The organism is Rhizobium sp. 42MFCr.1, from assembly GCF_000377185.1.
Lineage (GTDB): Bacteria > Pseudomonadota > Alphaproteobacteria > Rhizobiales > Rhizobiaceae > Rhizobium > Rhizobium altiplani.
In genome coordinates this window covers 82,732-97,911 of record NZ_KB897834.1, presented here as the reverse complement: position 1 = coordinate 97,911, position 15,180 = coordinate 82,732, and the positions used below count along the sequence as shown (strand labels likewise).

The following is a 15,180-nucleotide window of genomic DNA, read 5'->3' as shown; positions in this document are numbered from 1 at the left end:
CGGTGCCACCAAATATGCTCCACGTACCCCCCGCTTACCTAGCGATCCGCCAATTTCGGAAGAACTAAGACATTGACATTATGGTAAACGCGTCATTAATAAGAAGTAATATCGCCTATAATTTCCGCTACCTGCGACGGTCTTAAGTCGTGATTCTAACCATCGATAATGACCGGTTATCGATGGTAGATCGACAAAGCTCGCGAATCTCTCTTCTCAGTCGCCTGAATGAGCGGATTCCCCATAAATCCTGGCGTTTTACATGGAATAACGACATACGCCCCCAAGGGAGGAGACAGAGGTTACGAGTATCCGTGGCTGCAGATGAAACTCATGCCTGCGGCGCGAATCAACAGGTTCAGATGGCAATCCCCCACATCATCGCGTCTCGGCGAGCGCAACAAAGAGCGGCGGGCAACCGACCCTGCCTAGATCTGTTAGTCTGTGTTGTCAGCCGCGCCTTGCCAGCGACCGAGCAATATCGACGATGTCATCGCGCCCAGCGGTTGGGTCTTCTCTGTTCCAGGCAATGCCAAGCCCGATCCTAAAGTCGATCCCGCTTACCTTCTTCAGTTCGAAGCCGCGATTGGGAAGATCAAGCGTCCACTCCGGCGCAAAGCCGATGCCAAGCCCGGCAGAGACCAGCGACACCAGCGCATAGGTGTCATCGCAGCTGAAGGCAATGTTGGCGGTGAGGTCGTATTCGGCGAACTTCTCATTGAAGTATCGTTCGGTGAACGACAGGTTCTGCCGGTTAAAGGCGATGATCTTCTGAGTGCGCAGATCATCGATGCTGATCTCCTCCCTGGCAGCCAGCGGATTGGCATGGCCGACCGCCAGGTAGTAGCGCTCATGCGCAAGCGAGACGAAGCGCAAGGAGCCGATGTTTTCCACCGGCCGGATGAAGCCTAAATTGAGCTGGCCGGTCTCCAGGCCACGGATGATCTCGCCGGTATTGCCAGAGGCGATGTGGATGCGGACATCGGGATACTTGCGGGCGATCTTGGCAAGGAAGGTCGGCAGCATGCCCATGGTGGCCGGGTAGATGCTGCCGATCCTGATCTGGCGGATGCGACTGCCGCCGGCTGCCCGGGTCAGTTCGGTGGTCAGGTCGATGTCGCTTAAGATCCGCACACAGCGATCATAGAAGGTCTCCCCTGCCCTGGTCAGCTCCACCCTTCTGGTCGAGCGGATGAACAGCGGACAGCCAAGCTCCCTTTCCAGCGACATCACATGATTGCTTAAGGCCGGCTGGGCAATGCACATCCGGGCTGCCGCCCGGCCGAAGTGGAGCTCCTCGGCCACTGCTTTGAAATAGGATAGCTGACGCAATTCCATGAAAGCTGCTTCCCCCGAACATTTCTCGTCGCGATTACGAAACTGACGATACCCTATTTTGGGGTATTCGAAAATCGGTTTTATCGGAAGTGCCGGTGAAATTTCAACTGGCATTTGGCATTGTCCTCATTCGACCGCATACTTTACCGACGATTGATTGAACTTCTTGTTGAAGCGAGGAGAAGGGCCAACATTACTCAGGTGGAGCTCGGAAGACGTATCGGCCAGCGGCAGACCGTGATTTCCAAGATCGAGACTGAAGAAAGACGATTGGATACCGCAGAGTTTTTGCTTGTCAGCAAGGCGATCGGCGTGGACCCGTATGAACTAATGCATCGAGCGGAAATTGATTGCAGTTCATTGCCGTAAATGGACGTCGCCTGAAAGAAAACGGCTCTCGCCCTCCGATTTCAAAGAATTTCCCGATTGCGTTAGTTTCTTGGCCATACGCGCGACTGCTCTGCAACCGCGACAGCGGGGCCTTTTTCCGCACATTAGTAATTGCGTAAATACTAAATTAACCATGAACGCTTAACTTCCAGCACGTTGCTTTTGGAGCCAGGACCCCAGCCCCTCCGGAGCAACGGGTGTGCGGTTGGAGCTCATGGCGAATTTGCTTCGACCGCGCGCTCTCAATGCTAGACGCGCAACAATCCCGACGGCCCCGTGAAATATTGCGAAGAACCACTACGGTCTTGGTACGAGCGTACTATGGCTCTCACGCGAAACGCCGGAGCCGAGCCGCTTCTCCAATACTATGTCGAAGAGCCACGGTTGGCTTGGCGCATCCCCAGCGATAAGTGTTTACGCGCACGGCGGTCCGTATGCCGCACGGCGGCGTGGACCGCTCCTGGGATCGCTTCGCGGTCAGCAAGGTCGAATGAAATTTAAGCTGAGCGGTTGTCGGCCGAATTTGTCACCTTGACCGCGATCTGCGCGTCACGTTGTGAACCAGCTCACTGGTCGTCGCGAATTGGCCAAACAAAGCCGTGAGCCTTGCTTCTTCCTTGCCGTCCAAACGGTGCTGCAAGCAAAAATCCGCGATACTCCATACCCTCGTTGTCATGATTGGCTCGGCGACAGTCGAATCGATGTTTTGCATTTGAGTCCTCCCCACGTGGAGAGGCTATCGAAGCGCACATTAGCTTGCAATAAAATAAGATCCCCGGCCTCAAATTGTCGAAGAAAAGGCAGATTTGGAGAAGGACGACAACGCCGGAATTAACCGTGAGCCAACCCAGGACATGACCACCGCCCCCTGGGTCGACGACGTTCGGTCTTTGCTAAGGACGAACGGCCGCGACCGCGCGCTCAATGCTCGCGTTCCGAGACATCATCGAAATCGACCATGATGCCGTGACGCGACGCCACTTCCGTGGCCACCTCAAGGGCTTTCTGGATGAAAAGCAGAACGAGGTCATAGTCGGGGCTTTCGCGCGACGCAATCTCTTGCGCAACACGCAAGGTGAAGATCAATTCTTGCGCAATTGTCTCGGTCACAACACCGCCCCCCGGAAGCCGGGGCAATTCTAGACCTCGGTCGGACGTGCAACTATCCCAACGGTCCCGTGAACTGGTGCGAAAAACCACTACGGTCTTGGTACACACGTACCAAGCTTCTCACACGAAGCGCCGGAACCAAGCCGGTTGACCTACAGGCGGTGACGAAATTGCCATCAGGCAATCTCGCACAAAGGTTCGCCGCGGCAACCCTCTTTCACGTACACGTGGTCAACATCGGTTCGCCTGCGGTGATGCGCCGTTCACCCTCGTCAAACAGGTGGACTGCATCGTGGACCGGAGCAATCCGCAGTACCTCGTCGGGGGCTGCCCTGATCCTTTCACGAAAGACGCAACTGATCGTCTGGGTACCAAGGCGGGCTATCACCAACGTCTCCGAGCCCGTCGGTTCAACGACAACAGTTTTCACTTCGATGCCATTGGGGTCGAGCCTGATGTGCTCCGGGCGAATGCCGTAGGTAACGGCGCCGGACGGGCGTCGCTCGCTTGGCAGGACGAGCCCGTCCTCTGTCCGGAAGCCCTCGTTCGTCATGCTTCCCTTGATGAAGTTCATTGCTGGGGAACCGATGAAACCGGCGACGAAGAGGTTGTTCGGGCGATCGTAGAGCTCAAGCGGCGACCCCGACTGTTCAATCAACCCGTCCTTCATCACGACGATCTTGTCCGCCATCGTCATCGCCTCGATCTGATCGTGCGTGACATAAATAGTCGTGGTCTGCAGCCTCTGATGCAGCTCCTTGATCTCGGATCGCATCTGGACACGGAGCTTGGCGTCAAGGTTCGATAGAGGTTCGTCGAAAAGGAAGACGGCAGGATCGCGAACGATCGCGCGGCCCATCGCAACTCGCTGCCGCTGGCCGCCGGACAATTGCTTCGGATAGCGCTCGAGAAGGGCCTCAAGGCCCAGGATCTTGGCAGCGTTGCCGACACGCTGATCGATTTCCGTCTTCGGCATGCGCTTCAGCCGCAATGAGAAGCCCATGTTCCTCGCGACCGTCATATGCGGATAGAGGGCGTAATTCTGAAACACCATGGCAATGTCGCGATCTTTTGGCGCCAGCTCATTGACAATATGCTTGCCGATCTGGATCTCGCCCGAGCTGATATCTTCCAGACCGGCGATCATTCTGAGCAGGGTGGATTTGCCGCAGCCCGAGGGCCCGACGAGCACGACGAACTCACCATCGCGGATATCGACGGAAACGCCCTTGATGGCTTTGAAGGCGCCATAATCCTTGCGCGCGTTATTCACTCTGACATGGGCCATTTGCGTCCTCCCGGGGTCGCTCTCAAAGCTTGTTCAAAACGTTTCTGAGATAGGCGAGGCCAAGGCGTTCGCCCTCTTTTCGTGCTTCGAGATCCTTGCCCGGCCACCCGTAGGCGGCATCCTCGTGCTCGATCGAAAGGGTGCCGGTAAAGCCGTTGGTGCGGGCCTGGCGCAGAAACCGCGGCCAGTCGAGGAGGCCCTTGCCTGGCAGCTTGTACTGCCACCAACCCTTGCCGTGATAGCCGACGACCTGCTGCGTGGCCGCATCGATTGCGGTATCCTTGGCGTGGAGGATGGCGATGCGATCCCTGACTGCGTCCATCGCGGCGTAGGGGTCAATGCCAATGCGGATAAGGTGCGAAGGATCAAATTCGAGACCAAAGCGCCGGTCGGGTATCCGCTTGAAGAGCTCTTCCCAGCCCTTCGGCGTGGTTCCAATGAAGTTGTCCTTGGGGCCCGGCCAGTTCTCGATTGCGAAGATGAGACCGCTTGCTGCCGTCTTGCTGATCAGCCGATTGGCGAACTCGGCAAAACCATCATAGTTGGCTTCGTCATCAGCATTGTCGTCGCGTCCGGGAAAGATCACAAAGATCGGCACGCCCGCTTCGCCGATCGCCTCAGCAAAATCCTCCGTTCTGGCGCGAAGTTCGCTACGCTTGCCGCGATCGCTGTCGAGTTGATTGCCGAAGTAGGTGATAGAGGAGACGAAGAGATTGTGGTCGCGAGCGAGTTTTACGGCGGCCCGCACCCTCTCCGGCGTCTTGATATGGCCGCCGACATCAATTTCGATTGCGTCGAAACCGGCAGAGGCAGCGAACTCCACTACTTCCTCAAGCGGCCGATCGTTGAATGTCGACGTATAAAACCCAATCCTCATCAAAATCCTCCCAGTGGCATTGCCGGCTGCTTCAGTTGTTCAGGCGATCCATGAATTTGAGGGGCGAACGGGTGCGTTGAACGGCGTCGGCCGATGCCAGCATCAGGGCCGCCCCCATTGGCATCGCTGCCGCACCAAGCGCTGAGGCGTCCTCGCCGAGCGAGGCGCGATGCAGCGAAGGCAAAGTGATGTCTCCTGCCGTCAGATGATCGTGAACATAGCGTAGCAACTCGTCGATCATGCGGATCGGAAGTCGGCCCCCTATAATGATGGCGTCGGGGTCGACGATCATGCCGATATGCTTGACCGCAATGGCAAGATGCGCACTCATTTCCTTAAGCCACCTCGAAACAAGCGCCCTGCCATGCGCGTCGAGTGCAAGAAGGTCCTGGGGTACGCTCGCACGGATGCCGTGCTCCGCCAGGAATTTGTAGAGGAAGAAGAGCGTCACCTTTTCGCCAAGCAGATCGACCTTCTGTGCGGTCTTGTCCCGGTCATTGGCAATCGGCAGCCAACCGATTTCGCCGCTCAGAGCCATGGCGCCGCGATGGCCGCTGCCATCGAGCACGAGGCCTCCGCCCAGGCAGGCATTGATGGCGATATAAAAGAAACTGCGGCTTTCCGCTCCAAGGCCGTAGTCAAGCTCGGCAAGGGCTGCGGCATTCGTCTCATTTTCGATGAAGACCGGATGCTGTGTCAGATTTTCAAGTGCCGCGCGTACGTCGAACTCCATCCAGTCGGAGTAGTCGTCAGGCATGCCGAGAAACGAGATTTCGCCGAGCCAATCTGGCATCGCAAGGCCAATTCCGGCCAGATGTGCGTCGTCGATCAGGCGGCTTCGCTGGAAATGCGATATCGCATCGGCCGTCAGCTGCATGAATTCGGCCGGGCGCACGTAGCGTTTCTCGTGGTGGACGCGTGCGCGCACGTTGCCGACGGCATCAACAGCGAGGATCGTCAGGTGATCGCGGTCGATGTTGATGCCGATCGCGAAGAAGGCGTCGGGATTGATCTCGAGCTCTATTGCCGGCTGGCCCCTCAGCCCATGCCGGCGGCGAGCCTCAATGATCAGTCCCTCGTCAAGCAAGCGATCAACGATCCGGGCGATCGCCGGCTTGGTAAAACCGGTCTGCCTGGCGATCTCGGCTCGTGAAATCGGTGCCTGCCGGTGGATACAGCGCAGCACAACGGCTCTGTTGTGCTCGCCCGCATCCTCAACATTGGCCCCCGTCAGGTCGGGGGACAATCGGGTGCCGGTTATCTGGTTCATGAATCGGAATCCTTGATCAGCCACGGAAACGCAAACCGTCCCTACCCCTTTACCGCGCCGCTGGTCATGGCACCGAGGATCAGCCGCTGGAGCGACAGGAACGCCACGATCGCGGGCACGACGGAGATCAGGCAGGCGGCCGCAAGCAGCTGGATGGACGAGTCGGTTTGCATGCCACGGAAGTTAAAGATTCCAACGCCGATCGGCATCAGATTGTTTTGTGTGAGCAGAAGAAAGGGCACGAGAAACTGCGACCAGCCTGCAATCACGGTGATGATGAAGACGGAAGCGATACCAGGCGCTGACAGCGGCAGGACGATCCGCCAGAAAACCGAAAAGCGGTTGCATCCGTCGATCATGGCCGCTTCGTCAAGACTGCGGGGGATCCCGTCGACCGTGCTTTTCAACAGCCAGGTCGCGAGTGGCACGCCAAGAGCAATGTAGACCATCGTCACCGCAAAATGTGTGTCGAGCAGACCGAGACGGTTCATGTAGCGATAGAGCGGCACCATGATGACCAGCGGCGAGATCATCTGGAAGAGCAAAAGACCCATCATCGACAGCCCCTTGCCGCGGAACTGGAACCGCGAGAAGGCGTAAGCGGCCGGCAAGGCGACGATCAGGACGCCGAGACCGCTCAGCGCGGCAAGCTTCAGCCCGTTCCAGAGATAAAGCGGGAAGTAGCTGTTATTGAGCACTGTTGCGAAATTGTCGATGGTGGGGTTGTGCGGGATATAGCGTGCCACGCCGCGATAGATTTCGCGTTTGTCACGCAAGGCCATCGACAGGAGATAGCTGAGGGGGCCGGCGAAGAAGATGAACATCGCCAACATGAAGAGGTAGCTCAGGAAATCGCCGGAGCGCGTGCCGGTGCGCCTGCTCATTGCTGTTCCTCCTTGGGCAGGAACGATGCGTAAACGAAGGCAAGTCCGAGGCTGATGATCAGCATCAGAACTGAGAGCACACTTCCGCCGGAGAGATCGTAATTGCGGAAGACGATATTGAACACGTAAAGCGAGATGACCTCGGTCGCGCGCCCGGGGCCACCGCCCGTCAGCGTGATGATCGCATCGAAGGTATTGAGCGTCATGATCGTGATCAGGATCATATTGACGAGCATGGCTGCGCGCAGCTGGGGGATGGTGATGAAGAAGAACTGCTGCGAGCCTGTTGCGCCGTCGACATCAGCCGCTTCGTAGAGCGAGGGGTCGATCGATTTGAGCGCGGCGTACATGACCACCATCGAGAAGGCAGTGCCGCGCCAGATGTTGGCAATCAGCGCCGACCACGGGGCGATTGCCGGATCGGAAAGCCAGGCGACGACGGGCAGGTGCATGAGCCGCAGGATGCTGTTTAGCGCCCCGTATGGAGCCTCGGAAAACAGCATCTGCCAGATGATGCCGCCGGCAATCCCCGGAACGACCCAGGCAACGAGCGCTGTCGTGCGCAGGATGGTCGTGCCGAACAGGCCACGCTTCTCGCCGCGAACGACGACGACGGCCACGGCAAGACCCAGTATCTGCTGACCGATGACGCTGCCACCGACAAAAATTACGGTTGCCCACAGGATGTCGGGCAGCTGCGGCGATCTCAGCGTGTTTGATATCGTGCTCAGCGTATAGACGGGATTGTCGCCGATCAGTGTTGCATTGGTGAACGACAGGCGGAAAACGTCGATCACCGGGTAGAGATAGAAGATGCCGATGACGACGATCACGGGCATGATCCAGGGCAAGGGTGCCCCGGCAAAACGGCGCATGAACGGTCTGCTGTGAGGCGCGCTGGCAGCCTCGATGGCAATTGGGCTCATTGGGCTTCTCTGTCCGGGTTTGACACGAACGGCGACGCCCGTCATGGGCGCCGCCGCGATCTCATTCGCTAGAGACGCTTGTAAGCCTCCATCGTCGCGTTGAACGCGCCATCCAGAGCCTCTTCCGGCTTCTTGGTACCAGACAGCACATCGCCCATCATGATCTGGATCTGGTTGGAGATTTCCGGATAGATCGGGGCGCCTGGACGGGCCTGACCATCGACAAGAGCGCCGGCAAAGGTCTTGTTGGCTTCGGTGGCGAAGACATCATACTTGTCGAAGAGCGACTTGCGCGTCGGCAACTGCTGCTGCAGCGCATTGGCTGGTCCCATGTAGACTTCGCGAGCAAGGTTGGCGCACATCTCCACCTTGTCCTTGTCCTTGCTGAACGAGGCGATTGTCCATCCGCCCGTTCCTGTGGAGCGCTGATCGGCGGTTGGGCCGGGAATCGGCGAGAAGGTCCAGTTCTTGAACTCGTCTTCGTCGAGCGTGACCTTCAACTGGGCATATTGCCAGTTGCCACCGATGAAGAGAGCGGTGGTTCCGGCCGCCGCCGCGGCGTTGAGGTCGTCATAGTTGCCGATGGTTGTCACGCGCTTCGGCGCTGCACCGGAATCAACGAGGTCCTTGTAATAGGTCAGGGCCTTCAGGAATTTCTCCTTGTTTTCACCCTCACCGAAGATCGGCTTACCGGAATCGTCGACGAGCTTGCCGCCGAGGGCCCAGTAGTTTGCCAGCCAGTCGAATGTGGACCCCTCGTAGCGACCGGCATTGAAGAGGATTCCTTCCATGCCCTGTTTTACAGAAGAGAGCCCGGCCTTCTTCAGGTCATCCCAGGTCTGGGGCGCATCCGCAACGATCGACTTGTTGCGGTAGAGCACGCGAAGGTCCGTATCCCACCACCATGCACGGATCGTCTGGTCCTTGTCAGTAATGCCGTTGCGGATGAAGGGGAAAAGGTCGTTGATCTCGTCCTTCGAGAAATAGGGCGTGAAGTCGGCGAGGACGTGGTTGACCATAAACTGGGAGAGCACGAAGGAGTCGACCGCAGCGCAATCCGGAGCATTTCCGGCCTTGGCCTGCTCGAGCATCTTGGCCTGTTCGGTACCGATGTCAGCCGACATGAACTGCATCTGCAGCTTCCAGTCGGGATGCTTCTTGATGAAGTCGACGAAGAGTTTCTGATACCCTTCGGCAATAGCCGGATCGGCGTTGTTGGGACTATCGTTCGTGAGCCGTACGACGAGAGTTTTCGGTGCGTCGGCAGCGCCGATCCGGTCCTTTGTCGCGAGCTCCTGGGCAAATGCGGCAGGCACTGAAAATAACATTGTGCTCAGCGCTAGTGCGCTGATGAACGCTCTCTTCATGATGGGTCTCCTCCCCATTTAAACGGATACAGCCTGGTGGTCGGTTGACCTCTCCTCATTTCCATGCTGCATTAATTAGATTAAGTTACTTTGATTTGATGTCAAGCCGCAGCTTGGGAGGATTGAGATGCCGGCGACATTCAACACAAGTTAGCGGCTCGCGACCGCACTTCCCGATCACACAAGAATTGAGCCATTTCGGGCACCCGCAATGGCGTGGTGAGGCTTTGCCTCGGCTATGGCCAAATGTGACTTCCATGGAGGAAAAGATGCGCTTACTCATTCTCGGCACCGGTGGGATGGCAAACCAGCATGCTCTAAATTTCAAGGCGATCGACGGCGTTAGCGTCGTGGGCGGGGTGGACGTCGTGCCAGAACGGCTCTCGGTCTTTTGTTCGGAGCACAGCATCCCCAACCATTTCAGCTCATTGGAGGAAGCCCTTGCCTGGGGCGAGTTTGATGCCGTCGCCAACGTCACGCCCGACCGTATCCACCACCCGACAACGCTTCAGGCCATTGCAGCGGGCAAACATGTCTTTTGCGAAAAACCGCTGGCGACCGATGCCATCAAGGCGATGGAGATGACGGATGCCATCGAAAAAGCGGGCAAGGTCGGCATGGTCAACTTCACCTATCGCAATTCGCCCGCCCTGCAGAAGGGCCGCCAGATGGTGCTGGCCGGTGAGATCGGCGAGGTCAGGCATGTCGAGGCATCACATCTGCAGAGCTGGCTTGTCGGGCGCCATTGGGGCGACTGGAAAACCGAGAGCAAATGGCTTTGGCGTCTCAGCAAGAAGCATGGGTCGAACGGCGCGCTCGGCGATATCGGCATCCATATTGTCGATTTTGCCTCCTACGGCTCGGGACTGGATGTCGCCCATGTCTTCGCGCGGCTGAAAACCTTCAGCAAGGCGCCGGGCGACAAGATCGGCGAATATGATCTCGATGCGAATGACAGCTTCACGATGAATGTCGACTTCACGACAGGGGCGATCGGCACCATCCAGGCGACACGAACTGCCGCCGGCCAGATGGATCAGCTGCGTCTCAGGGTCTATGGCGAGACGGGGTCGATCGAGATGATCTATGACACCGGAAAATCAACGCTGCGCGCTTGCCTCAAGGAAGACGTTCACACCGCGACATGGCGTGACGTTCCCTTCGAGCCGGTGGAGACCAACTACCAGCGGTTCGTGCAGGCCGTCCGGGCAGGCAAGACACAGGAACCTTCGTTCCGCCGCGCGGCAAATATCCAAAAGGTGCTCGATAAGGCGCTTGCCTCCGACATCAGCCACGCAGACGAGGCATTGGCCTGAGCCGGCACGCCGGTGTCAGGCGGAAACGGGCGGCAGCAAGGTGTTGAGGAAAGGTAGCAGTGCCGCCCCCAACGCAACGCCGCCGCCACTGAAGCTTGCGGGTTTCATCGGCGAAATCCATGGCGTCAGGAAGGGCCTTTTGGATGTGTCACGGCGTTCGACGGAGAGCTGGTGAATCAGCGCCTCGATGGCGCCTCGCGGAAGGTCGCCGCCGATCATGATGGTGCTCGGCGCGATGAAGCCTGCAATCGCAATGATCGGGTCGAGCAGGTGGCTTGCGGCGTCGCGGATCCACTGGGTCAACTGAGGGGAAGACGCCTCCTCGCCCGCGATAAGGCACTTGAACTCGTCATCACTGACGAGGGCGCGCAGGGCGCCGAAGCCGACCACTGTGTTCAGCTGGACATTGTCGGGGCCGGTCAGCATCTCGCCGATGCTGCCTGCGCGTCCATGCATGCCTGAATAAGGAACGCCGCGAACGAGGAACCCGGCCTGCACATCTTCGTCGATGATGATCATCGACAGTCCACCTTCGGGGGCAGGCGCGCCAATGGTGCGCTCGGCAAGGAGGCTTGCCGTGCACTCATTTTCCACATGGCTGCGAACAACGATCGATGCCGCGTCAAGCTCATCGCTTTCTTGCGAAGTCCAATCATTTGACCCTATCCCCATGCCGATGATCGGCAGGCCGGCATGCCGACCCATCATGGTCTGCGTGGCTGAAAGGATCGACGGGACTCTTGCTGTCGGCACGAGCGGAAAATATTGGCGGTCACGGACCTGGCCGCTGAGATCGATAAGGACAGCTTCGCCTCTGCTTTGGCGGACCCTCACGCCGATTGAAAATGCGCCGTCCGGGCGTAACGCAAATTCGGTGGCGGTTGCACCGCTACCTGCGCCGCTTCGCCGGTGCGATGTCACCAGACCCTCGTCGCCGAGGCGGCGCAGAATATTGGTGATACCCGGGCCTGTGAGCCCGGAGTGCTGGCCGAGCTCCATGCGGGTCAATGGACCGTGCCGGCGGATTGCCTCAAGGATGACGCGGATATTTCTGTCTGCGATTTCTCCCGACCGCAAACCAATTGTTTTTCCCCGCGAAACGGCCGATTCATCTGGTTGGCGTCGTCGCGGCCCAGAACGAAGATACCGCATAACTGTCTTCCCCAAGCACCTGAATGCTTGTGTATCACAAGGAAAACTCTCGCAACTTATTTCTTGTACGCTTGACGCGAAAACAAAGTTACTTAATCTAAGCGCTGCAACGCGCCTCGGTTGGAGGAGACGGGACGCGGATGCCAGCGGCCCAATCGCGCGACCACGTGTTCTCCCCGCCCACCGTTGCTTCTTTTCCGATAGGACCCGCCATGTCTCTCACGATTGCCCAACGCCTTGATCGTCTGAAGGTCCGCACAGCCGAGCTCGCCCACTGGCGCGACAGGCAAAGCGTCCTGATCGACGGCTGGACCTTTGAGGGCGAGCCGATTGCCCATCATCAGGATTGGCCACACCGCAAGGGGACGGTTCATTTCGCGACATCGGTGAGCGCGCCGCGCGACTGGCCAATTGATGACATTCGCCTGCAGCTCGATCTCGGTGGTGAGAGCTTGATCACGTTGCATTATTCTGGCGGCCAGACCGAGACATTCGGGCTCGATCCCTATCATCAGGAGTTCCCGATCAAAGGCAGGGAGTTTTCGATTACCACGGAGAGCGTCGCGCGCTTTCCCTTTGGAGAGCCGAACCGGGCACCGCGGCTCAATAAGGCGCGGCTGATCTGGCTGGATGAACCGGTCCACAAGCTTCACCTTCTATTGCGGCAAATCGGCGAGGCGGCAGACGCACTCGAAACCCACGAGGTGGTGCCGCACATGATTGATGCGGCCGAACAGGCGCTTGGCAGCCTCGACTGGCCTTCGGACACATCATCCTACATTTCGCGCACATCCGATGCGGTCATGCAGCAGAAGATCTGGGAACTGCCGGAGCTTCAGGTAAATCCGGCCGGTTTGAGTGAGGCTCAGAGCGCTTTGGCAACTACGGCTTTCGAAGCGCTGATTGTCCGACTGAAGGAGCTTCAGACACGTTTTCCGCCGAACGGCGAATTGCTACTGACCGGCCATGCTCATATAGACCTCGCCTGGCTTTGGCCCTACGGCGAGACGCGTCGGAAGATGCGACGCACTTTCAATACCGCGCTTTCGCTGATGGAGCGGTCGGACGACTTCCGGTTCAATCAATCGACTGCTCACTATTACGCGCAGATGGAGGAAGATGATCCCGAGCTTCTCGAGCGCATCAAGAAGAAGGTCGCCGAGGGCAAGTGGGAAACTGTTGGCGGCATGTGGGTCGAACCCGACACCAACATGCCAACCGGCGAAAGCCTTGCACGGCAGGTGCTTTACGGGCAGCGCTATTTCGAGAAGCAATTCGGCTTGCGCCACACTGTCTGCTGGCTGCCGGATTGCTTCGGCTTTTCGGGGGCATTGCCACAGATCTTGCGGCTCGGAGGTATCGACAGCTTCTTCACGATCAAGGTGAACTGGAGCGAGACCAATCATATTCCGTCTGATCTTTTCTGGTGGAAGGGGCTGGATGGAAGCAAGGTACTGACCCATACCTTCGACAACCCCATGCAGGGCTATAATGGTTTTGTGCAGCCGGATTGCTTCGTGCCGACGTGGAAGAATTTCCGCGGCAAGACGCAGCACGACACGTCTCTGCTGGCGGTCGGCTACGGCGATGGCGGTGGCGGTGTAACCCCGGAGATGGTCGAACGCGAAGTGCAACTGCGTGACTTCCCTGCAATCCCCACGGCACGCTGGGGCACGGTGAAGGGCTATTACGAAATGGCGCACCGCGTTGCGGCAAGTAAGGACCTTCCGGTCTGGGATGGGGAAATCTACCTCGAGCTCCACCGCGCCACGCTGACATCGCAAAGCGGCGTCAAGTGCAAGCACCGCCAAGCAGAACGGGCGCTCATAACAGCAGAGACGCTCGCCTCACTCGCTCATCTACTGGGCGCCGACAGACCCCAAAGCCTCGAAGCGGATTGGCGCGTCGTCCTGAAGAACGAGTTTCATGACATCCTGCCAGGCTCGAGCATACGCGAGGTCTATATCGATGCCGAACAGGAGCTCGACGGGGTTATACACAATGCCAGGGTGGAGCAGGCCAAGGCTCTCAAGTCGCTGGCGGCCAATCTTCCGTCAGGTGGAGTGTCGGACGCGTTGATTGCGGTTAACCCGTCACTTGCACCGCGGCCACTTGCTGCAAAGCTCTCCGACGGAACGGTTCTGTCATGCGCCGATCAAGTCGCGCCTCTTTCCGTCGCAGTTTTTGATCGCAAGACACTCGGGCCCGCAGGCAGTTTGAAAGCCACCGCGCACAGTCTCGAAAACGAGTATCTGTCGGTCGTCATCGGCAAGGATGGAGCCGTTTCAAGCCTCGTCCACAAGGCATCGGGAAGGGAAGCGATAGATGGCACGGCAAATCAGCTATGGGTCTATCCGGCCGACAAGCCCCGCAATTGGGATGCCTGGGACGTTGACGCCGACTATGCCGAAAAGGCTGTCCGCCTCGACAAGCCTGAGAGCATTACGCTTGTCGAACAGGGACCGCACCGTGCCGCGATCCGTGTCGCCTACCGGTACCGAAACTCAACGGTCACTCAGCTCTATGTGCTGACAGCCAATGCGCGCCGGCTTGACGTCGAGATGACGATCGACTGGCATGACCGGCGTACGCTTTTGAGAACGCTGAACCCGGTCGCTGTGCGCTCGCGCACCGCCAACTTCGAATGCGCTTACGGCGTCGTCGAGAGGCAAACGCATACGAACACGTCTTGGGAACAGGCGATGTTCGAGGCTGCCGCGCATCGTTTTGTCGATCTGAGCGAACCGGGCTTTGGCGTCGCTTTGCTCAACAACGCCAAATACGGACACAGCGCGCGCGGCAATGTCATCGGCATGAGCCTGGTGCGCTCACCGATCTATCCCGATCCACTTGCCGACGAAGGCGAACAGAGCTTCACCTATGCACTGATGCCGCATGAGGGCGCATGGCATGAAGGAGGCGTTTTGCAAGAGGCGATCGATCTCAATCAGCCACTCGTTACCATCGAGGCAAGCGGTCTCTCGGCGGGCACATTATCGCCTCTCGGCGTGGAGGGCATTCCGGTCGCCCTCTCGGGATTGAAGCCGACCGAGGAGGGAAAGGGTCTGATCCTGCGGATTTATGAACCCGCAGGCCGCCGCGGGCGCCTGTCACTGACATTGCCGTCGGGATGGCAGGCTTCAGGAGCGTTGAACATCCTTGAAGAGCCGATTGAACGTGTTGGACCTGCAGATATCATGCCCTTTGAAATCCGGACCTGGCGGTTGCAGCCACGCTAGCAGCAGCCGGGTCAGGGTCGGCG

At 58.4% G+C, this 15,180-nt stretch carries 12 protein-coding genes; 3 read left to right on the top strand and 9 right to left on the bottom strand.

Annotated elements, in window-relative coordinates; translation table 11 throughout:
- Positions 1 to 450: 450 nt before the first annotated feature.
- A complete protein-coding gene (locus C934_RS0117565; protein WP_018857963.1) occupies positions 451 to 1,338 on the bottom strand; it encodes a LysR family transcriptional regulator in 888 nt (295 codons plus the stop codon).
- A 114-nt stretch (positions 1,339 to 1,452) separates the two neighbouring features.
- On the opposite strand from C934_RS0117565, the gene C934_RS0117560 reads away from it, so the two are divergent.
- On the top strand, positions 1,453 to 1,707 hold the full coding sequence (locus C934_RS0117560; protein ID WP_335327570.1) for a helix-turn-helix domain-containing protein: 255 nt from the start codon (positions 1,453 to 1,455) through the stop codon (positions 1,705 to 1,707).
- A 942-nt stretch (positions 1,708 to 2,649) separates the two neighbouring features.
- Here the strand turns inward: C934_RS0117560 and C934_RS0117550 are convergent.
- From C934_RS0117550 to C934_RS0117520, 7 genes are all read right to left on the bottom strand, one after another.
- Positions 2,650 to 2,838, bottom strand: coding sequence for a hypothetical protein (locus tag C934_RS0117550; protein ID WP_018116379.1), 189 nt, complete (start codon positions 2,836 to 2,838; stop codon positions 2,650 to 2,652).
- A 217-nt stretch (positions 2,839 to 3,055) separates the two neighbouring features.
- Positions 3,056 to 4,126: an ABC transporter ATP-binding protein gene (locus C934_RS0117545; RefSeq protein ID WP_018857960.1), complete on the bottom strand. Its 1,071-nt coding sequence runs from the start codon at positions 4,124 to 4,126 to the stop codon at positions 3,056 to 3,058.
- A 22-nt stretch (positions 4,127 to 4,148) separates the two neighbouring features.
- On the bottom strand, positions 4,149 to 5,003 hold the full coding sequence (locus C934_RS0117540; RefSeq protein ID WP_018857959.1) for a sugar phosphate isomerase/epimerase family protein: 855 nt from the start codon (positions 5,001 to 5,003) through the stop codon (positions 4,149 to 4,151).
- A gap of 31 nt (positions 5,004 to 5,034) precedes the next feature.
- Positions 5,035 to 6,273, bottom strand: coding sequence for an ROK family transcriptional regulator (locus C934_RS0117535; protein ID WP_018857958.1), 1,239 nt, complete (start codon positions 6,271 to 6,273; stop codon positions 5,035 to 5,037).
- 41 nt (positions 6,274 to 6,314) lie between these two features.
- Positions 6,315 to 7,157 carry a carbohydrate ABC transporter permease gene (locus C934_RS0117530; RefSeq protein WP_018116375.1) on the bottom strand — a complete coding sequence of 281 codons (843 nt, stop codon included), beginning with the start codon at positions 7,155 to 7,157 and terminating at the stop codon, positions 6,315 to 6,317.
- Entirely contained in the window at positions 7,154 to 8,083 is a 930-nt protein-coding gene (locus C934_RS0117525; protein ID WP_018116374.1) for a carbohydrate ABC transporter permease, read from the bottom strand. The genes C934_RS0117530 and C934_RS0117525 overlap by 4 nt, the downstream gene beginning before the upstream one ends.
- Before the next feature lie 68 nt (positions 8,084 to 8,151).
- On the bottom strand, positions 8,152 to 9,450 hold the full coding sequence (locus C934_RS0117520; protein ID WP_018857957.1) for an extracellular solute-binding protein: 1,299 nt from the start codon (positions 9,448 to 9,450) through the stop codon (positions 8,152 to 8,154).
- Between the two features lie 269 nt (positions 9,451 to 9,719).
- Here C934_RS0117520 and C934_RS0117515 point away from each other — a divergent pair, with 269 nt between their 5' ends.
- Entirely contained in the window at positions 9,720 to 10,766 is a 1,047-nt protein-coding gene (locus tag C934_RS0117515; protein ID WP_018857956.1) for a Gfo/Idh/MocA family protein, read from the top strand.
- A 15-nt stretch (positions 10,767 to 10,781) separates the two neighbouring features.
- On the opposite strand, the gene C934_RS0117510 is transcribed toward C934_RS0117515, so the two are convergent.
- A complete protein-coding gene (locus tag C934_RS0117510) occupies positions 10,782 to 11,918 on the bottom strand; it encodes an ROK family transcriptional regulator (RefSeq protein WP_026371876.1) in 1,137 nt (378 codons plus the stop codon).
- A 212-nt stretch (positions 11,919 to 12,130) separates the two neighbouring features.
- On the opposite strand from C934_RS0117510, the gene C934_RS0117505 reads away from it, so the two are divergent.
- A complete protein-coding gene (locus C934_RS0117505; RefSeq protein WP_026371875.1) occupies positions 12,131 to 15,157 on the top strand; it encodes an alpha-mannosidase in 3,027 nt (1,008 codons plus the stop codon).
- Positions 15,158 to 15,180 lie beyond the last annotated feature (23 nt).